Annotated in this window: 19 protein-coding genes; 12 read left to right on the top strand and 7 right to left on the bottom strand. The window is 44.4% G+C overall.

Features of this window, described 5'->3' with window-relative positions; genetic code table 11:
* Positions 1-442 precede the first annotated feature (442 nt).
* The 3 genes from L2W36_RS00395 to L2W36_RS00385 all read left to right on the top strand — a co-directional run bounded on the left by L2W36_RS00395 (position 443) and on the right by L2W36_RS00385 (position 2,808).
* The gene (locus L2W36_RS00395) at positions 443-1,165 is read left to right on the top strand and encodes an oligogalacturonate-specific porin KdgM family protein (RefSeq protein ID WP_006075231.1); all 723 of its coding nucleotides are present in this window, start codon (positions 443-445) and stop codon (positions 1,163-1,165) included.
* Positions 1,166-1,387: 222 nt separating this feature from the next.
* Entirely contained in the window at positions 1,388-1,741 is a 354-nt protein-coding gene (locus L2W36_RS00390) for a DUF2799 domain-containing protein (RefSeq protein WP_006075232.1), read from the top strand.
* A gap of 320 nt (positions 1,742-2,061) precedes the next feature.
* Positions 2,062-2,808, top strand: a complete 747-nt coding sequence (locus tag L2W36_RS00385) for a porin (RefSeq protein ID WP_236109086.1) — start codon at positions 2,062-2,064, stop codon at positions 2,806-2,808.
* Positions 2,809-2,863: 55 nt separating this feature from the next.
* Here the strand turns inward: L2W36_RS00385 and L2W36_RS00380 are convergent, their stop codons facing one another.
* Positions 2,864-3,313 carry a DUF411 domain-containing protein gene (locus L2W36_RS00380; RefSeq protein WP_006075234.1) on the bottom strand — a complete coding sequence of 150 codons (450 nt, stop codon included), beginning with the start codon at positions 3,311-3,313 and terminating at the stop codon, positions 2,864-2,866.
* A 57-nt stretch (positions 3,314-3,370) separates the two neighbouring features.
* Complete coding sequence (locus L2W36_RS00375; RefSeq protein WP_236109085.1) at positions 3,371-6,115, bottom strand: heavy metal translocating P-type ATPase; 2,745 nt, start codon at positions 6,113-6,115, stop codon at positions 3,371-3,373.
* A 163-nt stretch (positions 6,116-6,278) separates the two neighbouring features.
* Between L2W36_RS00375 and gltX the strand changes: the two genes are divergently transcribed.
* Positions 6,279-7,706, top strand: coding sequence for a glutamate--tRNA ligase (gene gltX, locus L2W36_RS00370; RefSeq protein WP_236109084.1), 1,428 nt, complete (start codon positions 6,279-6,281; stop codon positions 7,704-7,706).
* A 105-nt stretch (positions 7,707-7,811) separates the two neighbouring features.
* On the opposite strand, the gene dxs is transcribed toward gltX, so the two are convergent.
* Genes dxs through xseB form a run of 3 tightly spaced genes read right to left on the bottom strand, consistent with a single transcriptional unit; the run spans position 7,812 to position 10,847 of the window.
* Positions 7,812-9,677, bottom strand: a complete 1,866-nt coding sequence (dxs, locus tag L2W36_RS00365; protein WP_236109083.1) for a 1-deoxy-D-xylulose-5-phosphate synthase — start codon at positions 9,675-9,677, stop codon at positions 7,812-7,814.
* Between the two features lie 22 nt (positions 9,678-9,699).
* Positions 9,700-10,584: a (2E,6E)-farnesyl diphosphate synthase gene (ispA, locus tag L2W36_RS00360; protein ID WP_236109082.1), complete on the bottom strand. Its 885-nt coding sequence runs from the start codon at positions 10,582-10,584 to the stop codon at positions 9,700-9,702.
* A gap of 20 nt (positions 10,585-10,604) precedes the next feature.
* Entirely contained in the window at positions 10,605-10,847 is a 243-nt protein-coding gene (gene xseB / locus L2W36_RS00355) for an exodeoxyribonuclease VII small subunit (RefSeq protein ID WP_006074254.1), read from the bottom strand.
* Between the two features lie 343 nt (positions 10,848-11,190).
* Here xseB and pomA point away from each other — a divergent pair, with 343 nt between their 5' ends.
* The 3 genes from pomA (at position 11,191) to thiI (ending at position 14,620) form a co-directional block, all read left to right on the top strand.
* Positions 11,191-11,955: a flagellar motor protein PomA gene (gene pomA, locus L2W36_RS00350; protein WP_031493735.1), complete on the top strand. Its 765-nt coding sequence runs from the start codon at positions 11,191-11,193 to the stop codon at positions 11,953-11,955.
* Positions 11,956-11,995: 40 nt separating this feature from the next.
* Entirely contained in the window at positions 11,996-12,931 is a 936-nt protein-coding gene (locus L2W36_RS00345; protein WP_031493734.1) for a flagellar motor protein MotB, read from the top strand.
* 240 nt (positions 12,932-13,171) lie between these two features.
* Positions 13,172-14,620, top strand: coding sequence for a tRNA uracil 4-sulfurtransferase ThiI (thiI, locus tag L2W36_RS00340; protein ID WP_065311685.1), 1,449 nt, complete (start codon positions 13,172-13,174; stop codon positions 14,618-14,620).
* Between the two features lie 92 nt (positions 14,621-14,712).
* On the opposite strand, the gene L2W36_RS00335 is transcribed toward thiI, so the two are convergent.
* Positions 14,713-15,480, bottom strand: coding sequence for a DUF1853 family protein (locus L2W36_RS00335; RefSeq protein WP_236109197.1), 768 nt, complete (start codon positions 15,478-15,480; stop codon positions 14,713-14,715).
* Between the two features lie 84 nt (positions 15,481-15,564).
* On the opposite strand from L2W36_RS00335, the gene L2W36_RS00330 reads away from it, so the two are divergent.
* Positions 15,565-16,323: a Nif3-like dinuclear metal center hexameric protein gene (locus L2W36_RS00330; RefSeq protein WP_236109081.1), complete on the top strand. Its 759-nt coding sequence runs from the start codon at positions 15,565-15,567 to the stop codon at positions 16,321-16,323.
* A 75-nt stretch (positions 16,324-16,398) separates the two neighbouring features.
* Here the strand turns inward: L2W36_RS00330 and L2W36_RS00325 are convergent, their stop codons facing one another.
* Positions 16,399-17,688 (bottom strand): citrate synthase, encoded by a 1,290-nt coding sequence (locus L2W36_RS00325; RefSeq protein ID WP_006074261.1) that lies wholly within the window; start codon positions 17,686-17,688, stop codon positions 16,399-16,401.
* 395 nt (positions 17,689-18,083) lie between these two features.
* Here L2W36_RS00325 and sdhC point away from each other — a divergent pair, with 395 nt between their 5' ends.
* The 4 genes from sdhC to L2W36_RS00305 are packed head-to-tail and all read left to right on the top strand — an operon-like array spanning position 18,084 to position 21,310.
* The gene (sdhC, locus tag L2W36_RS00320; protein ID WP_038222929.1) at positions 18,084-18,476 is read left to right on the top strand and encodes a succinate dehydrogenase cytochrome b556 subunit; all 393 of its coding nucleotides are present in this window, start codon (positions 18,084-18,086) and stop codon (positions 18,474-18,476) included.
* Entirely contained in the window at positions 18,470-18,817 is a 348-nt protein-coding gene (gene sdhD / locus L2W36_RS00315) for a succinate dehydrogenase, hydrophobic membrane anchor protein (protein WP_006074263.1), read from the top strand. The genes sdhC and sdhD overlap by 7 nt, the downstream gene beginning before the upstream one ends.
* Complete coding sequence (gene sdhA, locus L2W36_RS00310) at positions 18,818-20,584, top strand: succinate dehydrogenase flavoprotein subunit (protein ID WP_038225391.1); 1,767 nt, start codon at positions 18,818-18,820, stop codon at positions 20,582-20,584.
* A 15-nt stretch (positions 20,585-20,599) separates the two neighbouring features.
* Positions 20,600-21,310: a succinate dehydrogenase iron-sulfur subunit gene (locus L2W36_RS00305; RefSeq protein ID WP_006074265.1), complete on the top strand. Its 711-nt coding sequence runs from the start codon at positions 20,600-20,602 to the stop codon at positions 21,308-21,310.
* The last annotated feature ends 74 nt before the right edge of the window (positions 21,311-21,384 follow it).

The raw sequence follows: 21,384 nt of genomic DNA, 5'->3' as shown, positions 1-21,384 counted from the left end.
TCCTCAAATGCCAAGGTTGAAGTAGAGAGTTACTGCTCTAGGTTGTTTTTCCTCGATAAAACTACTTTTTTAATGCGAATTAAATGCTGTTTTAAACCTAAAAGTACGTTTGATATCACGATTTTATAAGAGTTATTTTGGACGGGATGTGGTTTTTACGACATTTTTGTCATCAATATGGCGATATGAGTATAGTTTTTGTGACTTCCATCATAGGTAATTTTTCTTTGTGAATTTACGGTATTTTATATAACTTTTTTAAGTTGCTGTTTTTTATGTATTTATATTTTTTGTCATTTTCTTGTTGTGATTTTGATCACTTTGGTGGGGTAATTATTTGTTAGCGCGAATTAAATCTAGTTATAGTGTGCTCAAGCCAGACGGCAGCATATCAAGGCAGCAACATAAGCTGCTCAAAACTAAAGCATATATAGGTGTTATAATGAAAAAAGTTCTCGCTCTTACCGCTCTTGCAGTTGCATCAACTAGCGCTTTCGCAGGCTCTTCTTACGTAACTGGTAACGTTCAGTTTCATGACACGTACCTTCAAGGTTCTAAAGCAACGTCTACTCTAGAAGCCGGCCACACATTTGACTCTAACACTACGCTATTAGTTGAGTTTGATGCTATTCCTCTAGGGAAAACTCAAACTCCAGCTCCAGGAACAAAAGGTCCTCTACCTGCGACCACGCTAGGTGTAGAGCAAGTATTCAATGCAACTGATCATCTATGGTTTGCAGCAGGTTACCATCACTTGATTCAGGATGGTGAAACAATTCAGTATCGCCCACTTATTAAGATCGGTTATAACTTTGATAATGGTCTTTCTTTGAGCAACCGTACTCGTGTGCACATTAACAATCAGCTAGATGGCCAAGCACGCAAGTCAGATACAGATGTTCGTTTGGACAACAAAATTGCTTATCAATTCGCTGATCAGCCTATTGCTCTTTCTTATAACAACGTATACGTAGTAGCTGGCGACAAAGATGCGAACGGCGATGATAAAGTTAATACGATGGACCACGAGCTTCGTGCAACTTGGACTCGTGATGGCGTACAACCATACTTTGAGTTCCGTAGCCAAGCTCACGGCCTAAAGAATGCTGACGGAAGCAGTGCAGTAAACAACGCTGTTGTGTTCGGTGCTTCATACGGCTTCTAATCTATCCCCCAAGATTGTTCATATTTCCATATTTAGGGCTCCGTCAGGAGCCTTTTTTCTGTTCTGAGTTCGGATTTAGAATAGAGGTGCCTCGCAATTTCTTTTTATCTGTTCCTTATCTTAAGAGTGACACGATAAAATACGTGAACGACACTGAACGAATACTCAAGTCATTGCGTACTAAACTTCTTGTTTTCAGTAATGACTTAAAAGGATGATGAGATGAACATTAAATTTCTTGTATCTAGCTTAATCACAGTTGTATTTATGAGTGGTTGTACACAGACAGCTTTTCCAACAGATGGGACGAGTGATTCATGGCAGACATTTGGTTATGAGCAGTCAAAAAAAGGCTACATGAAAAAAACACCTGAAGAATTAAGCGTCAATGACGCGGCTTTAGAAACGGCATACTCTGAAGGGTATGAAAAAGGCCGAACTGAATACTGCGCGCAAGATGCCTACAAGTTAGGGATTATGGGGAAAAGCTATCTGGGGATTTGTGACGACCTCGATTGGCGATTCCGAATGAAGTATAACGATGGACGTTCAAATCAAAGTCTTGGTCGCTTATAGAGGAACTGAGGCGGTACGCTGATATAAATCTGAACGTTTAGTTTGTTTTAATAAATTTGCGGTTTACTCAGCAACTTTTACTTATCCTTACTGAGGTCGACTATTGGTCGTCCTTTGTCGTTTTTCTGTCCAGAAAATATGTCTTTCAGACGGTTTATTTACATAGCGAAGTTAGGATTAAGCTAGTTGATTGAATTTCCAGTATTTATCTGATTTTTTGACAATTTGTGTCTTGCAGAGTCATGACTTTGTTAGAATTTGCCACAAGGTAAATCGAGCGTGAAGATGCGTTTTTTTCTGACTAAGTTAGGACTAACGTCTTGCGTAAAATTACATTCTTGGCACTCGCATTTAGCTCGAGCAGCGCATTTGCTGCATCGTCATATATTGAAGGTAACATCCAGTTCAATAGCAGTTATCTCTATGATTCCAAAACCACAGCTAAGATGGCGGCAGGCCATACTTTTGATACGGATACAACGATTAAGTTCAAAATAGAAGATATTGCGATTGGTGCAACGCCTCACAGTGATGGTCACCATCACCACCATAACATGTACTATGGACACCGCGTGAGAGCTCCTTTGGTAACGCTAGGGGTAGAGCAGCGTTTTCAAATGTCGGACAACTTCTGGCTAGGGGCTGGATATGAACACCTAATGCAAGTGGGTGAAACCATGCAGTACCGTCCACTCTTTAAAATCGGCTATGACTTTGAGCAAGGTCTCTCTTTGAGTCATCGCACTCGAATCGAAGTTTATGCACAACATGACCGTTGGGGGTATAAGCCGGATACAGATTATCGATTTGATAACAAGATTGCCTATACGTTCCAAACGCACCCAGTGAAAATCCACTATAACAATGTGTACCATGCCATAGGAGCTTATGGGCCATACTACCCATACACGGACAGCACCATGGACCATGAGTTTAGGTTGACGTTAACGAAATACGCTTTTCAGCCGTATTTTGAGTACAAGAGTCAAGGGGATGTCAAAGTATCACGTTATAGCCATGGTGTAGCGAATAGTGCATTTCTTATAGGTGGGATTTATAACTTTTAGCCAGATAAACGCCACAGCGATTGCTGCGGCGTTTATCTAGTATCAGTGCTTCACGTTACATATTGTAAGCACGGAAACTGTAGACTTGACCTTTCTCATTGTAAGCATAGACATGATAAGGGTCTTTCTTGTCGCCATATTCCATACCTGGAGAACCAACGGGCATGCCTGGAACAGCGAGTCCCTTAGCGTTCTTAGGTGGGTTCTCTAGGAAAGCCTTGATGTCATCGGCTGGAATATGGCCTTCGAAAACATAGTCACCGATAACCGCCGTATGACACGATGCGAGTTCGGGCTTTATACCTAGTTTTTCTTTTATTGGGTTCATATTCTTATGCTCTTCAACCGTAACGTTAAATCCAGCATCTTCCATATGCTTCACCCATTCTTTACAGCAGCCACAGTAAGGTGACTTATACGTGAGCATATCCGTGGCAAACGCTGAACCTGTTACCATCGCAAACGACAGTGTTGCTAGTTTGAATAGACGTGTTTGCTTTGACATATTGAATCCTTTTAACAAGTAATTATTGGCTATATCGTTATCGGTTAACCAACTCGATTAGCCTTTATATTGAAAGTTTCTGAGTCTATTTGCGTTGCTGACAACGGTAATAGAGGACAGTGCCATAGCTGCTCCAGCAAAAACAGGGCTGAGCAGAAAACCAAAAATCGGGTAAAGAATCCCTGCTGCAATCGGAATCCCTAACGAGTTATAGATAAATGCACCAAATAGGTTTTGTTTTATGTTCTTCACTGTCGCCTTAGACAGTGAAATAGCGTATGCCACAGTCGCAGGGTTACTATTAAGCAATGTCATTGGCGCACTTTCGATGGCCACGTCACTCCCTGAGCCCATGGCAATACCGACATCAGCAAGTGCTAAAGCAGGTGCGTCATTGATGCCATCACCAACCATAGCGACAGGCCCAAACTTAGCCTTGAGTGACTCTACATGAGCGGATTTCTCATCTGGTAATACCTCAGAAACCACCTCGTCGATACCAAGCTTCTTAGCGATTACGTTAGCAACATGTCGGTTGTCACCAGTTAGCATCACAGTATGAATGCCTTGCTGTTTCAATGATGCCACTGCAGAAGCCGCTTCTGGTTTAAGCTCATCGGCGATTGCAATAACAGCTACGGCTGAATTATCGATAACTACGACCACTGGTGTCGCAGCCATATTTGCTGCTTCATCGAGGCCACTTTGAATCGGCGTTGTATCAATGTTCAAACTTTGTACGTGATTGAGCGATGCAATGGTTATTTGCTTATCGTCAACTATCCCTTTAACCCCTTTGCCCTTAAGATTCTCAAATTGTTGGGGCTCACTTGTGTCAGTGGCAGACCAATATCGAGTGACCGCTTTCGCTAGAGGATGTTCCGAACGTTTTTCTAATGGCAATACCAATTTGGCCAGCTCATGTTCTGCCAGCTCATGTGCTGATAGGTTCGATGTAAATACTCGCTGTACGGTTGGTTGACCCATGGTCAGTGTGCCGGTTTTATCGAATACGACGACTTTTACTTTACTTAGCTTTTGTAAGGCGTCGGCATCTTTAATTAATACTCCTGCTTGGGCTGCTTTGCCTATACCTACAGTAATAGACAGCGGTGTTGCCAAACCTAATGCGCATGGGCAGGCGATGATAAGTACTGTTGTCGTCACAACAAGCATATAACTGGCTCTAGGCTCTGGTCCGACAAAGAACCAAACTGCCGCGGCTAACAAAGCGATAACCACAACGACGGGAACAAATACTGCTGAGATAGAGTCTGCTAATTTGGCAATGGCAGGTTTACTGCTTTGCGCTTCCCTTACTAGGTTAATTATACGCGACAACATAGTATCTGCGCCCACACCTGTTGCTTTGATAACCAAGCTACCATCGGTGTTTAATGTGCCTGCAGACACCGTGTCATTAATATCTTTTGCTGCGGCCACAGGTTCACCCGTCAACATGGATTCATCAATATAGCTGTGTCCTTCAAGTACAAGTCCATCAACAGGAACTTTTTCACCTGGCTTTATTCTAAGCAGCATCCCGAGACGAATATCGGACACTGCCATAGACTGATCTTGACCATCAATAATGGCAGTCGCATATTGTGGTTGAAGGTTCATTAGCGCTTGAAGCGACTGATTGGTTTTAGACTTTGCTTTGGCTTCGATGTAGTGCCCGAGAGATATTAATCCCACAATCATCGCGCTTGCCTCAAAATAAACATGTCTAGATTGATGTGGGAACCAACTAGGCTTAACCACCACTAACATAGAGTAAAACCATGCTGCGCCCGTGCCTAACGCGACGAGGGTATCCATCGTTGCTCGTTTGTGTGTTAGCGCTTTATAAGCATTTACATAGAAGTCGCGCCCGGCAGTAGCGAGTAGCCATAAACAGATGACACCAATTAGCCCCCAGGTCATTTGGTCTAGAGGGTTGCGGATCATCATATTGCCACCTAATACTCCCCAAAGCATGAGCGGAGCACCAATGGCTAAGGCAACAATAGTGTGTTTTTTTTGAGTCGCTTGATGGTCTAAAAGTGCTTGCTGTTGCTGACTTTGGCTTGTGGCTAAGTCTTGAACTAGCTCCCCTTGATAACCAGCACTCGAAACCGCAGCGAGCAAAGCGTCATTGATGCTTTCTACATCTTTGGAAGCTACTACCAAAGCACTTTGTTCAGCAAGGTTAACGCGAGCGTTCTCGACGCCATCAACACTGGCTAGTGCTTTCTCTACTGAGCTCACACAGCTTGCACAAGTCATTCCATGAATCAGGTAATGAAGTCTGTAGCCTTCTTGTGTTAACAGCAGTTCGTCATTTGACTCGTTTAGCAACGAGATATCAGGAGAAATAGGCTCAATACTTTCGCTTTGCGTAGACGTATCAAGGTCATTGCCGCTGGTAGAATTAGCCTCTTGCTTTGCTTGATATCCGACAGCTTCTACGCTATCGATAATAGTTAGCGGATTATCTAATGTTGCAATGGTCAACTCTGATTTACTCAAAGAGAGAATTTCGCAATCTTCCAATGATTCAAGTTGAGTGCGCAATTTCGCTACACATTTTCCGCAGTTCAGGCCTGAAAGTGCAAAGTGCCATACAGGAATGGCATGGTAGTTAAGGGATTGGACTATGGAAATAATCTCTTGGACATCCGACGAACTCTCCACGATAAGTTGTTCAGTGGTGAGTGTTTTGATATCCATCGATAGCGGGGAGGCATCGAGTGCTTTTTGCAGCTTATTCACGCACCCCATGCAGGAGAGTCCTGATAGATTTAGCGTATATTGATTCATAAAACACCTCGAAGAAATATTGAACTGTGACTAACGATAAACCTTACCGCAAGGGTAAGGTCAAGCTATTGATTGTAGATTTAGCTTAAGGTGATAAAATAGCGCCCAAATTTGCAACGCACGATGAAGCGCATCGTGCGACGTTGACAACAAGGTACATTCGATGACGGTTAAAACACGTTTTGCTCCTAGCCCTACAGGCTATCTTCATGTCGGTGGTGCACGTACTGCACTGTATTCTTGGCTATTTGCTAAAAACCAAGGCGGCGAATTCGTTCTTCGTATCGAAGACACCGATCTAGAGCGTAACTCGCAACAAGCAGTGGATGCGATCTTGGAAGGCATGCAGTGGATGGGTTTGGAATGGGACGAGGGTCCTTATTACCAATCTAAGCGTTTTGATCGATACAATGAAATGGTTGATAAGCTACTTGCGGAAGACAAAGCATATAAATGTTATGCGCCGAAAGAGTTGCTAGAAGAGATTCGTGCAGAGCAAGAAGCGAACAAAGAAATTCCTCGCTATGATGCGAACCACCCTAAAATTGTTGCAGCGAACGCAGCAGCAAAAGAAGGTGACCCGTGTGTTATTCGCTTCCGCAATCCGAAAGAGGGTAGCGTGGTGTTTGATGACCAAATCCGTGGTCGCATTGAAATCTCAAACAGCCAAATGGACGACCTGATTATTCGTCGTACCGATGGCGCGCCAACATATAACTTTGTGGTAGTGGTTGATGATTGGGATATGGGTATTACACATGTTGTTCGTGGTGAAGATCACATCAACAACACGCCTCGTCAAATCAACATCTATGAAGCTCTAGGTGCTCCAGTACCTACATTTGCACACTGTGCAATGATTCTGGGTGATGATGGTGCGAAACTGTCTAAGCGCCACGGCGCGGTTTCTGTGATGCAGTATCGTGATGAAGGCTACCTTCCGAATGCTTTGAACAACTACTTGGTGCGTCTAGGTTGGTCTCATGGTGACCAAGAAATCTTCTCACAAGAAGAGATGATCGAACTGTTCTCTTTGAATGCTATTTCAAAATCAGCATCTGCGTTCAATACTGACAAACTAAACTGGTTGAACAACCATTACATCAAGACATCTGAGCCAGAGTATGTGGCAAAGTATCTACAATGGCACCTTGATGAGCAAAAGCTAAACACAGAGAATGGTCCTGCTATCACAGAAGTCATTAAGCTAGTTGGTGAGCGTTGCAATACATTGGTTGAACTTGCACAGCAAATCCGTTACTTCTACGAAGATTTCTCTGAGTTCGAAGCTGGTGCTGCGAAGAAACATCTACGCGGTGTAGCTAAAGCGCCTTTAGAAGCTGCGCTAGCGAAAGTAGAAGCGTTGGAAGAGTGGACAACAGTAAGTATTAAAGAGCAAGTCATTGCCGCGGTCTGTGAAGAATTAGAAATTGGTATGGGTAAAATCGGTATGCCACTTCGCGTAGCAGTAACAGGCGGTGGCCAATCTCCATCGGTTGATGCAGTTATGGAGCTGGTTGGCAAAGAGCGTGTTATTGCTCGCATTAAGATGGCTTTAGCATTTATTGCTGAGCGTGAAGCGAACGCTTAATTACTCCTAATCTAAGATACTGAAAAGGCCGCAATAAATATTGCGGCCTTTTTTTCATAAAAACAAAAAAGCGACTCACAAGCCGCTTTTCATATGGAAGTAAGATTACTTCTCTAGATAGTCTCGAATGGATTTTTCTATACCCACCACATCCAGTCCAAGCTCTGCGTGCAACTCATCTTGAGTGCCTTGAGCGACAAACCTGTCAGGAAGTCCTAGGTTTAGGACGGGCTTCATTAGTTTCTCACTCATCATGAACTCAATTACGCCAGCGCCAGCACCACCTGCAATAGCGTTTTCTTCTAGAGTAACTATGACGTCGTGACTATTGCAAAGCTCTCTAATTAGCGCTTCATCAAGCGGTTTGACAAAACGCATATCAGCGACGGTAGCATTGATGTTCTCCGCCGCGATAAGCGCATTATCTAAGAAAGTACCGAAGGATAATATCGCTACTTTTTCGCCTTCACGTACGATGCGACCTTTGCCGATTTCTAGAGCGGTAAATTCAGCTTCTGGTGTTGTTCCATTGCCCCCACCACGTGGGTAGCGTACGGCGCTTGGACCATTGTGCATGTGACCAGTGTAGAGCATCTGGCGACATTCATTTTCATCACTTGGTGCCATGATGACCATGTTAGGGATGCAGCGCATAAAGCTTAAGTCGAAGGCACCTTGGTGAGTTTGACCATCAGCGCCGACTAATCCTGCTCGGTCGATAGCAAACATTACAGGCAAATCCATAATAGCAACATCGTGGATCAGTTGGTCATAGCCGCGCTGTAAGAACGTAGAGTAAATGGCAACGATTGGGCGGTTACCAGCAATAGCCATACCAGTGGCTAATGTCACGGCGTGTTGCTCTGCAATCGCGACATCGAAATATTGGCTCGGATACTCTTTCGAGAAACGTACCATGCCAGAGCCTTCACGCATGGCAGGAGTAATTGCCATTAATGAAGGGTCTTTGGCTGCCATATCACATAGGAAATCGCCAAAGATCTTTGAATAGGTTGGTTTGCTTGAGCTGCTTTTTGGCAGACAGGAGTGAGAAGGATCGAACTTAGGTACGCCATGGTAACCGATTGGATCTTTCTCAGCTGGTTCGTATCCTTTACCTTTCTTGGTCATAATGTGCAGGAACTGCGGGCCTTTAAGCTCACGCATGTTCTTCAACGTTTTAACCAGTTCATTGACATCATGACCATCAACAGGGCCGATGTAGTTGAAGCCTAGCTCCTCAAATAGCGTGCCCGGAACGATCATACCTTTTAAATGTTCTTCTGTACGACGAACTAGCTCTTTAATTGGTGGCAAACCAGATAGTGCTTTCTTACCGCCTTCACGAATCGAAGTGTATAAACTACCAGATAAGACCTGAGCGAGGTGGTTGTTTAGAGCGCCAACGTTTTCTGAGATCGACATTTCGTTATCATTGAGGATTACGAGCATATCAGGATGAACATCACCAGCGTGGTTGAGTGCTTCAAATGCCATTCCTGCAGTAATGGCGCCGTCGCCAATAACGCTGACCACTTTACGGTCTTTGCCTTCTTTAGCCGCAGAGATGGCAATACCAAGTCCCGCACTGATAGATGTGGATGAGTGGCCAACGGATAAAACGTCGTACTCACTTTCTTCACGCCAAGGGAAAGGGTGAAGCCCATCTTTTTGTCGGATTGTCGACATCTTCTCGCGTCGACCCGTCAAAATTTTGTGTGGATAAGCCTGATGGCCCACATCCCAAATCAATTGGTCGAAAGGCGTGTTGTATACGTAATGTAGGGCGACAGTTAATTCAACCGTCCCTAAGCCAGAAGCTAGGTGTCCGCTTGATTGGCTCACAGAGTTTAACAAATACGTTCTTAGCTCCTCACAAAGCTTCGGAAGTGACTCTTTTGGCATCAGGCGAAGTTCTTCCGGTGTATTTGCTAATGTCAGTGTTGGATATTTTGAAATATCAAGTGTCATAGTGTTAGCGCTTTAATTCTGTTTAGTTGTTGCGCTCGATGACATATCGGGCGAAATCTTCGAGTAATTGAGTATTGTAGGGTATAGCCTCTAAAGCACAAAGTGCTTCTTCAAAAAGCTGCGCTGCTTTTTGCTGAGCCCCTTCTAATCCTAGCAAAGCAGGGTAGGTACTTTTGTTAAGTTCGACGTCTGAACCCTGAGGTTTACCTAAGGTTTCCGTGTCACCGACAATATCTAGAATATCGTCTTGCACCTGAAACGCGAGTCCAATTGCATCAGCGTAATTTTCCAACTGAGGTAGGTATTGAACCCCTTTATCCCCAGCTGCCAAAGCACCTAACTGAACAGCGCACTTAATCAGTGCCCCTGTTTTATGACGATGTATACGCTCAAGCTCTTCCAGCGTCACATTGCGGTTCTCTGCTTCTAGATCGAGTGCTTGCCCAATGCACATACCAGCAGCACCTGAAGCGTGAGCAAGCTTTTGTACCATAGTAATACGTTGCTCATTGGCAAAGGATGCCAATTCACCTTCAGATAAAATGGTAAAGGCCAGTGTTTGCAGAGCATCACCAGTTAGAATAGCAGTCGCTTCATCGAATCGAATATGGCAAGTCGCTTGACCTCGACGGAGTTCGTCATCATCCATTGCAGGAAGATCATCGTGGATCAATGAATAGGCATGGATACACTCAATAGCAGCGGCCGGAGTATCTAATTGTTCATTGGTGCAACCAAAAATCTGTCCGGTAGCATAAACAAGGAAAGGGCGAGCACGTTTACCGCCAAGTAGCAATGCATATCGCATTGCTTCTATTAATCTTTGTTCTTGGAAAGGGTAGTGGTCGAGCCAAGCGTCCAGTTGCTCGTTATTACGTTGTTGATAAGACTTTAAAGCCTCAATCATGGGGATACTCACTTTTGTTTCTATTCCGCTGACTGGGAGAAGTCATCAAGTTCTGCATCGTCATCTTTGGCTAGCAGGATGCTGACTTTTTGTTCTGCTTCTGTAAGCTTATGTTGCCCAGCACGAGCTAAAGCGATACCACGTTCAAACTTCTTCAAAGCGTCGTCCAATGCAAGGTCACCATTTTCTAATTGTTCGACAAGCATATCTAGCTCATCCACTGTCGCTTCAAACGACATGTTCTCTGGTTTTTTCGTCGCCATAACTTACTTGTTTTATCAGAAATGTTCGAACGTTACATTAGCCTTAACGGATGGTCAAACTAATGGTGCCAAAAATGTAACCAAGATGCTTTCCACTTTTTGTTTCTGCTACAAATTTGTTCAACAGGATGGATATAGAAACTGGGGAAGGTGTTGTTTTACGGCGATTTCTCGAATTGACTCCGGCTAAAAGAAGAGGGAACAGGGAATTTTGTGATTTTCAGGTCATAAATTACTTAAAGATATGGGCATGTGGTCGATAACCTGAATATAACGCGATAGACTCGTGCGGATATTCAGGTTCGTCAATGTCGATTGATGGCAATTATTTATGGAGTGTTGAGTGGATTTAGCAACGCTGATAGGCCTAATTGGTGGGGCCGCTTCGATCATTATGGCGATGGTGCTGGGTGGCAGCATCATGACTTACTACGATACCACGTCGGTATTCATCGTAATCGGTGGTTCGACATTTGTGGTGTTGATGAAGTTCACTCTGAGCCAGTTCTTTAGTGCAACGAAGATTGCTGGCAAAGCGTTCATGTTCAAAACCGATGAACCTGAAGATTTAATCGCGAAAATCGTCGAAATGGCGGATGCGGCACGTAAAGGTGGTTTCCTAGCTTTAGAGGAAATGGATATTCAGAACAGCTTTATGCAAAAAGGCATCGATCTATTGGTTGATGGTCACGATGCAGAAGTTGTGCGTAACGCGATGCAAAAAGACATCGCATTAACCGATGAACGCCATGTGAAAGGAGCGGGCGTTTTTAAGGCATTTGGTGATGTTTCTCCTGCAATGGGAATGATCGGTACCCTCATTGGTCTGGTTGCGATGCTTTCTAACATGGACGATCCGAAGTCGATTGGTCCTGCAATGGCGGTGGCACTTTTAACAACCTTGTATGGGGCGATTCTTTCCAACATGCTTTTCTTCCCGATTGCTGACAAGCTTACGTTGCGTCGCGAGCAAGAAAAACTCAATCGTCGTTTGATAATGGATGGTGTCTTGGCGATTCAAGATGGTCAAAACCCTCGCGTGATTGATGGCTATTTGAAAAACTACCTCAATGAGAGCAAGCGAGCCTTTGATTTGGACGGTGAGTAAACATGCTGGTCTCACATATTAAATTGGCGTAGGAGGAGCTGTGGAAGAGGAACAAAAATGCGATTGTCCACCACCGGGTCTTCCCCAATGGATGGGCACATTTGCGGATTTGATGTCGCTACTCATGTGCTTCTTTGTACTTCTGTTGTCATTTTCTGAGATGGATGTACTGAAGTTCAAGCAGATTGCGGGCTCTATGAAGTTTGCCTTCGGGGTACAAAATCGCCTTGAGGTGAAAGATATTCCTAAGGGTACCAGCATCATCGCACAAGAATTCCGACCAGGTCGCCCTGAACCAACGCCAATTGACGTCATTATGCAGCAGACCATGGACATCACTCAGCAAACGCTGGAGTTTCATGAAGGTGAGTCAGATCGCGCTGGTGGTAATCAGCGAGACGATGGCAAAATGACGGGTGGTCAAACAGCGGATAGGACTCAAAAGAACCAGATTGGTACGGCATCGGCACAGAGCGAACAAGAAAATGAAGATCTCGATAAACTAGAAGAGATCATCAAGAAAGCGTTGCAACAAGAGATTAAACAGGGTGCTGTTGAAGTAGACAACTTGGGACAACAACTGGTGATTCGGATTCAAGAAAAAGGAGCTTTCCCAGAGGGGTCGGCCTTCTTGCAGCCTAAATTTAGACCTCTTGTTCGTCAGGTTGCTGATTTAGTTAAGGATATACCTGGCCAAGTCCGTGTGTCAGGGCATACGGATAACTTGCCTTTGGATTCTGAGCTGTACCGTTCTAATTGGGATTTATCGTCTCAGCGAGCTGTTTCTGTTGCCCAAGAGATGGAGAAAGTAAAAGGCTTCTCTCATCAAAGGTTGCGAGTGCTGGGAGTGGCTGATACCGAACCTTTGGGCCCGAATGATACTGAGCGACAGAGAGCGCGCAACCGCCGTGTTGAAATCAGTATTATGCAAGGGGAGCCAGTGTACACTGATGAGGTGTCTGCAGACGGTCAATAAAATGTGCACTATTACTATGAAACACCAGCGTTCAGCGCTGGTGTTTTTTATTGTGCTGAACGCTACAATTGCAACACTCGCATCTTAACTACGTAGAGTATATACTTGCGCCCCAAATAGACGAATGCCCGCTCTAGTCTCAAACTTGGCACGATGAGTTGGGTGAGTTTGTACTACAGTTGATATTTGTTACCTATACTGTCGTGCTCAGACAGCATTGCAACGAGATGTGAAAAGACTATGAGATTTATCGTAAAGCCCCATCCAGAGATTTTTGTAAAAAGCGATTCAGTGCGTAAGCGCTTTACAAGAATCTTAGAGTGCAACCTGCGAATTATTATCCAGCGCCGTACGGAATCTGTAGCGGTATATAACCGTCGTGACCACATTGAAGTGAATGCTAGCTCTGATGAATACTACAACGAGGTGTTGGAGATCCTAACTCACACCCCGGGTATCCATCATGTTCTTGAGGTTCAGCAATCTGATTTTGAAGATATGCACGATATCTACGAGCAGGTGTTGGAACTAAACGGCAGCCGTATCGAAAACAAAACTTTTGTTGTTCGAGCTAAGCGACGCGGCAAACACGACTTCACCTCAATCGAGCTTGAGCGCTATGTTGGCGGTGGCTTGAACCAAGCTGTCGAAAGTGCTCGTGTGAAACTGTCTAAGCCTGACGTAACAGTAAACATCGAAGTTGCGAACGATAAACTGAATCAAATCATCGCTCGCCATAAAGGGCTTGGTGGTTTCCCTCTTGGCACACAAGAAGATGTGCTGAGCTTGATTTCAGGCGGCTTTGATTCTGGTGTGTCAAGCTATCTGCATATTAAACGCGGTTCTAAAACGCATTACTGCTTCTTCAACTTAGGCGGCCCTGCTCACGAGATTGGCGTTAAGCAAGTTGCGCATTACTTATGGAACAAGTACGGCTCTTCAGCGAAAGTGAAATTCATCTCCGTGGACTTTGAACCGGTTGTTGCTGAAATTCTTGAAAAAGTAGAAGACGGCCAAATGGGCGTTATTCTTAAGCGTATGTTTATGCGTGCTGGTGGAATGCTTGCTGAAAAGTTTGGCATTGAAGCCTTGGTAACGGGTGAAGCACTCGGCCAGGTATCAAGCCAAACGCTGACTAATTTACGTCATATCGATGGTGTCACTGACACATTAATTCTTCGCCCTCTGATCAACTGGGATAAAGAAGACATTATCGACCTTGCTCGTGAAATTGGTACTGAAGATTTCGCTAAGACCATGCCTGAGTACTGCGGGGTGATTTCTCGTAAGCCAACTGTGAAGGCTGTGAAAACTAAGCTAGAAGCTGAAGAAGAGAAATTCGACTTTGGGATTCTTGAGCAAGTCGTGCGTGATGCGCGAATGATGGACATTCGTGATATCGAAAAAGAAAGTCAGGAGCAAGCGCCTGAAGTTGAGCAAGTTCAAGCAGTTGAAGAGCACGCTATCGTTTTAGATATTCGTAGCGCAGAAGAAGAGGAAGAGAGCCCGTTGGAACTCGATGGCGTTGAAGTTCAACACCTTCCATTCTTTAAGTTAGGAACCAAGTTTGGTGACTTAGACCAGTCGAAAACGTACCTGTTGTACTGTGATCGCGGCGTAATGAGTCGTCTTCAAGCTTTGTATTTGCAAGAACAAGGTTTTAACAATGTGAAGGTGTATCGCCCTTAGGGATCGTCCTTAAAGCGATAGACAAATCACAAGGTAAAAATGGGCGCTTTATTAGGGCCCATTTTTTATGCCCGTTAGTTATGGCTTTGTAGTTACATACTACTCTGCGGCCAGTCATCGGGAACAATAAACCAAAACTGACCAGTGTCAGACTGACAATGGATAAAGTGTTGTGGCAGTTCAGTCACTGGCACTTTGTTTTCGTTGTTGAACCCCGTTGCCCAAAGAGGTTTGGATAGTTGGTACAAAGGCTCCGTAACCCTTTCAAACTGACTTTGATAACACCAAAAACCAGTGACTCGCTCCGGATTGATCTTCAAACCTAGGCAATATTCTGGAACTGTAGTCTTTTCAAATGGGTTGACGTAAAGTCTGCCTTGCATCAGTAGGTGCTGAGAAATGTCATCAATGTTCGGATACAAAGCTTGAAACGCTTCTGTGCGAGTCATCATAAGTTGGTGTTCAAGCATGCGATGCAATTTCTTATCCAGGCGATCTTTGGCATTTGGTCCATACCAATAGCCGTCCTTGAGTAGATAGAACTTTATTGCCACTTCCCAATGCTCGATTTGCTCAGTGGCAAGGTTATCCAAAATAAAGTCGATAGCACCAATAGTTCGGTTATTTTGCTGCAACTGCAATTCTTCGACTATAACTTGATATTCATGACTGGCGTCAAACTGCCGACGACACAGTTCCTGATACAAAAAACCGAGTCTAGGGTTGCCGTCATAGTCTCTGTGAACCTTAACATCTGAATCCATATTGACGCTGGGGAAGTAGGGCGAGATTCTGTGGTCATTCATCATTAGACTAGGACTAGTCCTTATCCAAGATAAGAATTCCTTTATAGTATTCATGCTCATGTGTTTGCGTTTTCCTTTCGACAACCCTAGATTAAATTGCTATAACCACGGAAATCAAGAAATTGCTCAGGAAGTGCTATGAATAACTTACAACTCGAAGCGGTGCTCAATGAAAAGTTGTCTCCTCAACTGATTAAAGACTATTGTCCAAATGGGCTACAAGTTGAAGGCGCTAGTGAAATAAATAAGGTAGTGACAGGTGTAACAGCCTCGCAAGCACTGATCGATTATGCGGTATCTGTTAACGCGGATGCTCTATTGGTTCATCATGGTTATTTCTGGAAAGGCGAACCTGAAGCCATTCGTGGTATGAAAGGTAAACGTATTCGCACCCTTATCAAAAATGATGTTAATTTGTATGGTTACCACTTACCTCTGGATATACACCCTGAACTTGGCAACAATGCGAGATTAGCTGAATTACTCGACATTGAAGTGATTGATGGACTAGAAGGGCACCCTCAGTCTGTAGCTATGTTTGGTAAACTGGCTCAACCGATGACTGGTGAAGCCTTTGCTCAGAAAATTGCTCAGGTTCTCTCTAGAGAACCGCTTCACATTGCACCTGAACAAGCGGAGAAAATGATTGAAACGGTAGGTTGGTGCACCGGTGGTGGTCAGGACCATATTGAACTTGCTGCATCTAAAGGGCTCGATGCATTTATCTCAGGTGAGATCTCTGAGCGCACAACCTACACAGCCCGTGAATTGAACATCCACTATTTTGCGGCGGGCCACCATGCAACTGAAAGATATGGTATTAAGGCTCTGGGTGAGTGGCTAGCATCAGCGCATGGCCTTGATGTCGAGTTTATCGACATTGATAATCCAGTTTAGATTTTCTTCTAATAAAAAAGAGCAGCGTAAGCTGCTCTTTTGTTTTCAGATGTTGTGTCTGATTGATGTGCTCTATTATTCACGCTCGTGAAGCGGTTTGAAATCACGCATTTCTTCACCAGTATAAAGCTGGCGAGGACGACCGATACGGTTGCCTGGATCGCTGTGCATTTCGTTCCAATGAGCAATCCAACCCACAGTACGAGACATCGCGAAGATAACCGTAAACATAGAAACAGGGATACCAATCGCTTTAAGGATAATACCTGAGTAGAAGTCTACGTTTGGATACAGTTTCTTCTCAACGAAGTACTCATCTGAAAGTGCTATACGCTCAAGTTCCATTGCCACGTCGAGTAGTGGATCTTTGATGTTTAGCTCTTTCAGTACTTCGTGACACGCTTCGCGCATTACTGTTGCACGTGGATCGTAGTTTTTATAAACACGGTGTCCAAAGCCCATTAGGCGGAATGGGTCGTCTTTATCTTTCGCGCGCTCGATGAATTCAGGGATCTGATCAACAGAGCCGATTTCTTCAAGCATACGCAAACATGCTTCGTTGGCACCACCGTGAGCAGGGCCCCATAGTGATGCAATACCAGCTGCAATACACGCAAATGGGTTAGCACCCGATGAACCAGCAAGACGTACTGTAGAAGTCGAAGCGTTTTGCTCGTGGTCTGCGTGCAGAGTGAAGATTTTATCCATCGCACGTGCAACGATAGGGTTCACTTCATACTCTTCACATGGATTAGCAAACATCATGTGTAGGAAGTTTTCCGCATACGTTAGATCGTTACGAGGATAGATGAATGGTTGACCGATTGAGTACTTGTAACACATAGCTGCAAGTGTCGGCATCTTAGAAATCAAACGATAAGCCGCGATTTCACGGTGCGTATCATTATTAATATCTAAAGAATCGTGATAGAAGGCTGCAAGAGCACCTACAACACCGCACATAACCGCCATTGGGTGAGCATCGCGACGGAAACCGTGGAAGAAACTCGCGATTTGTTCGTGAACCATGGTGTGGCGTGTAACGATTTGTTTGAAACTCTCATATTCTTCTCGTGTAGGGGCTTCACCAACAAGAAGGATATAGCAAACTTCAAGGTAGTCTGCATTGTTAGCTAACTGATCGATTGGGAAGCCACGGTGCAGTAGTACACCTTTGCCGCCGTCGATATAAGTGATTTGAGATTCACAGGATGCAGTGGCAAGAAAACCTGGGTCAAAAGTAAAGTAACCATTGGCTCCAAGTTTACGAACGTCGACTACTTGTGGTCCGATAGAACCATCCATAATCGGCAGCTCGATTGGCGCTTGACCTTCAATATGAAGGGTCGCTTTCTTATCTGCCATAACAATCTCCTTTGTTTATTATTTAATCCGTCCAGGATGTTTGTGTGCCAATTTTTTACTTCGCTTCGCGGTTAAAGTCAATTTTTAAACGGTGATGTGTGCACTTGTTATGATTTTTTATAGAAAAATGGTTAAAAATCTGTTCTGTGTAGCATATTTTGTTACACCAATTGTATTAGAATGTTGCCAACCGTATAGTTGCGGTGAAATTGTTGGTCAAATCCTTATAAATTCTAGGGTACAAACCGAGGTGAGGTCGATTTGGATCTTAGTCTGTTAACATTATTGTTACAATTATCTCTCTTGTAACACGAATTTATTGTTAACTTTATGTTAACTTTTGAGGCTTACGGACCAAAATTTATTCATAACAATAAATGGCTCAATGGAGCTGAGTGAGCAAGCCCGTGAAAGAAAGAAAGTCCAGACCTGTTAATTTAGATTTGCAGACAATTCGCTTTCCGATCACAGCAATCGCTTCCATCCTGCACCGTGTGTCGGGTGTGATTACGTTTGTGTCGATCGGTATACTTCTTTGGTTACTATCCAAATCACTCTCTTCTCCGATTGGTTTCGCAGAAGCTGCTGACATCGTCGATGGTTTCTTTGTGAAATTTATCCTTTGGGGAATTTTGACGGCATTGGCGTACCACATTGTTGGTGGTGTGCGTCATTTGATTATGGACCTAGGCTATTTTGAGGAGCTCGAATCGGGCACCAAAAGCGCTAAGGTTGCCTTCATCGTGACAGGTGTTCTGTCACTGCTGGCTGGAGTATTGGTATGGTAAACAACGTCTCAACATTTGGTCGTAATGGCGTACACGATTTCTTATTGATTCGTGCTACCGCTATCATTATGACACTTTATACGATTTATCTCGTGAGCTTCTGCGCGTTTGCAGGAGACATTTCCTACGTATCGTGGACCAATTTCTTTGGTGGTACTTTCACTAAAGTCTTCACTATGTTGGCGCTAGCTTCAGTGCTTATTCATGCGTGGATTGGTCTATGGCAAGTTCTTACAGACTACATCAAATGTGCCAAGCTTCGTGGTGCACTGCAACTGACTTTCATCGCAGTGCTTCTTGGTTATTTCTTCTCTGGTTTCTTTATTCTGTGGGGTGCGTAAGTGTCTATTCCAGTTCGTGAGTTCGATGCCGTAGTAATCGGCGCTGGTGGTGCGGGCATGCGTGCCGCACTACAAATTTCAGAGCAAGGCCTATCATGTGCATTGCTATCCAAAGTATTTCCTACTCGTTCACATACAGTATCCGCTCAGGGTGGTATCACAGTAGCGCTAGGAAACTCTCATAAAGACAACTGGCAGTGGCATATGTATGACACTGTTAAAGGTTCTGACTACATTGGTGACCAAAACGCTATCGAGTATATGTGTAAGAATGGTCCTAAGTCTGTTATCGAACTAGAAAAAATGGGTCTACCGTTTTCTCGTTTTGAAGATGGCTCGATCTACCAACGTCCATTTGGTGGTCAGTCTAAAGAGTTTGGTGGCGAGCAGGCAGCACGTACTGCAGCTGCAGCTGACCGTACTGGTCATGCTTTGCTTCATACGCTTTATCAGCAAAACATTAAGCACAAGACCACAATTTTCTCAGAGTGGTATGCACTTGACCTAGTGAAAAACCAAGACGGTGCGATTCTTGGTTGTACTGCGTTATGCATGGAAACTGGTGAGATTTGTTACTTCAAGTCCAAAGCAACCATTCTAGCGACAGGCGGTGCAGGTCGAATCTACGCTTCTACTACTAATGCTCACATCAACACTGGTGATGGTGTCGGTATGGCGTTACGTGCAGGCGTTCCTATGCAAGACATGGAAATGTGGCAGTTCCACCCAACTGGTATCGCTGGCGCTGGTGTACTAGTAACAGAAGGTTGTCGTGGTGAAGGTGGCTATCTTCTTAATAAAGATGGCGAACGCTTCATGGAACGTTATGCACCAAATGCAAAAGACCTTGCTGGTCGTGATGTAGTTGCTCGTTCAATGATGATTGAAATTCGTGAAGGTCGCGGCTGCGATGGTCCATGGGGTCCACATATTAAACTGAAATTGGATCACCTAGGCAAAGACGTACTTGAGTCGCGCCTTCCAGGTATTTGTGAACTTTCTCGAACGTTTGCACACGTTGATCCAGTTAAAGAGCCAATCCCTGTTATTCCAACGTGTCACTACATGATGGGTGGTGTACCAACGCAAGTTTCTGGTCAAGCTATTAAACAAGATGCTTCTGGAAACGACCTTGAAGTACAAGGCCTATTTGCTTGTGGTGAAATTGCTTCTGTATCGGTTCATGGCGCTAACCGTCTAGGTGGTAACTCATTGCTTGACCTCGTGGTATTTGGTCGTGCTACTGGTCTTCATCTTGGTGAAACTCTGGCCGCGCAAACAGAAGCTCGTCCAGCGACGGAATCAGACATTGAAGAGTCACTGGCACGTACTATGCGCTGGGAAAACAGCACTTCAGGTGAAGATCCTGTTCAAATTCGTAAAGATCTACAAACTTGTATGCAAAACAGCTTCTCGGTATTCCGTGAAGGTGATGCAATGGCAACAGGTCTAGAAGAGCTAAAAGTGATTCGTGAGCGCCTACAAAACGCACACCTTGCAGATAAGTCTTCAGAATTTAATACCCAACGTGTTGAGTGTTTAGAGCTTGATAACTTGATGGAAACGGCATTCTCTACAGCGGTTGCGGCGAACTATCGTACAGAAAGCCGCGGAGCACACGCTCGTTTTGACTATCCAGACCGTGATGACGAGCAATGGCTATGTCACTCTATCTACAACCCGGAAACTGAACAGATGACGAAACGTGATGTCAACATGACACCAGTTCATCGTGAAGCTTTCCCACCGAAAGCACGTACGTACTAGAGGGAGGACCAGACTATGAAACTTAATTTCTCTCTATACCGTTACAATCCGGATGTAGACAATAAGCCTTACATGAAGGCATACACGCTTGAAGTCGATGAAGGCTCTGACATGATGGTGTTAGATGCTCTGATTCTTCTGAAAGAGCAAGACCCAACGCTATCATTCCGTCGTTCTTGTCGTGAAGGTGTTTGTGGCTCTGATGGCCTAAACATGAATGGCAAAAATGGCCTGGCTTGTATCACGCCACTGTCAGCTCTGGAAGGGAACGAGATCGTAATTCGACCACTTCCTGGATTACCTGTAGTTCGTGACTTGATTGTCGACATGACTCAGTTTTATGATAACTACGCGAAAGTTAAGCCGTTTCTTATTTCGGATGGCAATTTGCCACCTTCGCGTGAAAATCTGCAAATGCCAGAAGAGCGAGCGCATTTGGATGGATTGTATGAGTGCATTATGTGTGCATGTTGTACGACATCTTGCCCGTCATTCTGGTGGAATCCAGATAAATTCATCGGACCAGCAGGTCTACTTGCCGCGTACCGTTGGTTAATTGACAGCCGCGATACAGCAACAGATGAACGCTTATCAAATCTTGACGATGCATTTAGCGTTTTCCGTTGTCATGGCATCATGAACTGTGTCAGTGTATGTCCTAAAGGATTAAACCCGACAAAAGCAATTGGCCACATCAAGTCAATGCTTGTGAATCGTTCGGTGTAACAAATAATAAAATTGCCGGCTCGACCTTTTGGAAGAGCCGGCTTCTAATAGCTCGGCGTAGACCGAAGCATACG

This window comes from Vibrio sp. McD22-P3 (assembly GCF_021568915.1).
Lineage (GTDB): Bacteria > Pseudomonadota > Gammaproteobacteria > Enterobacterales > Vibrionaceae > Vibrio > Vibrio mediterranei.
This window is presented reverse-complemented; position numbering and strand designations above follow the sequence as displayed.

Bases quoted from the DNA above. Each gene is read 5' to 3' on its own strand.
- L2W36_RS00395 (WP_006075231.1), top strand. From the start codon at position 443: ATGAAAAAAGTTCTCGCTCTTACCGCTCTTGCAGTTGCATCAACTAGC.
- L2W36_RS00390 (WP_006075232.1), top strand. From the start codon at position 1,388: ATGAACATTAAATTTCTTGTATCTAGCTTAATCACAGTTGTATTTATG.
- L2W36_RS00380 (WP_006075234.1), bottom strand. From the start codon at position 3,313: ATGTCAAAGCAAACACGTCTATTCAAACTAGCAACACTGTCGTTTGCG.
- L2W36_RS00375 (WP_236109085.1), bottom strand. From the start codon at position 6,115: ATGAATCAATATACGCTAAATCTATCAGGACTCTCCTGCATGGGGTGC.
- gltX (WP_236109084.1), top strand. From the start codon at position 6,279: ATGACGGTTAAAACACGTTTTGCTCCTAGCCCTACAGGCTATCTTCAT.
- dxs (WP_236109083.1), bottom strand. From the start codon at position 9,677: ATGACACTTGATATTTCAAAATATCCAACACTGACATTAGCAAATACA.
- ispA (WP_236109082.1), bottom strand. From the start codon at position 10,584: ATGATTGAGGCTTTAAAGTCTTATCAACAACGTAATAACGAGCAACTG.
- xseB (WP_006074254.1), bottom strand. From the start codon at position 10,847: ATGGCGACGAAAAAACCAGAGAACATGTCGTTTGAAGCGACAGTGGAT.
- thiI (WP_065311685.1), top strand. From the start codon at position 13,172: ATGAGATTTATCGTAAAGCCCCATCCAGAGATTTTTGTAAAAAGCGAT.
- L2W36_RS00335 (WP_236109197.1), bottom strand. From the start codon at position 15,480: ATGAATACTATAAAGGAATTCTTATCTTGGATAAGGACTAGTCCTAGT.
- L2W36_RS00330 (WP_236109081.1), top strand. From the start codon at position 15,565: ATGAATAACTTACAACTCGAAGCGGTGCTCAATGAAAAGTTGTCTCCT.
- L2W36_RS00325 (WP_006074261.1), bottom strand. From the start codon at position 17,688: ATGGCAGATAAGAAAGCGACCCTTCATATTGAAGGTCAAGCGCCAATC.
- sdhD (WP_006074263.1), top strand. From the start codon at position 18,470: ATGGTAAACAACGTCTCAACATTTGGTCGTAATGGCGTACACGATTTC.
- L2W36_RS00305 (WP_006074265.1), top strand. From the start codon at position 20,600: ATGAAACTTAATTTCTCTCTATACCGTTACAATCCGGATGTAGACAAT.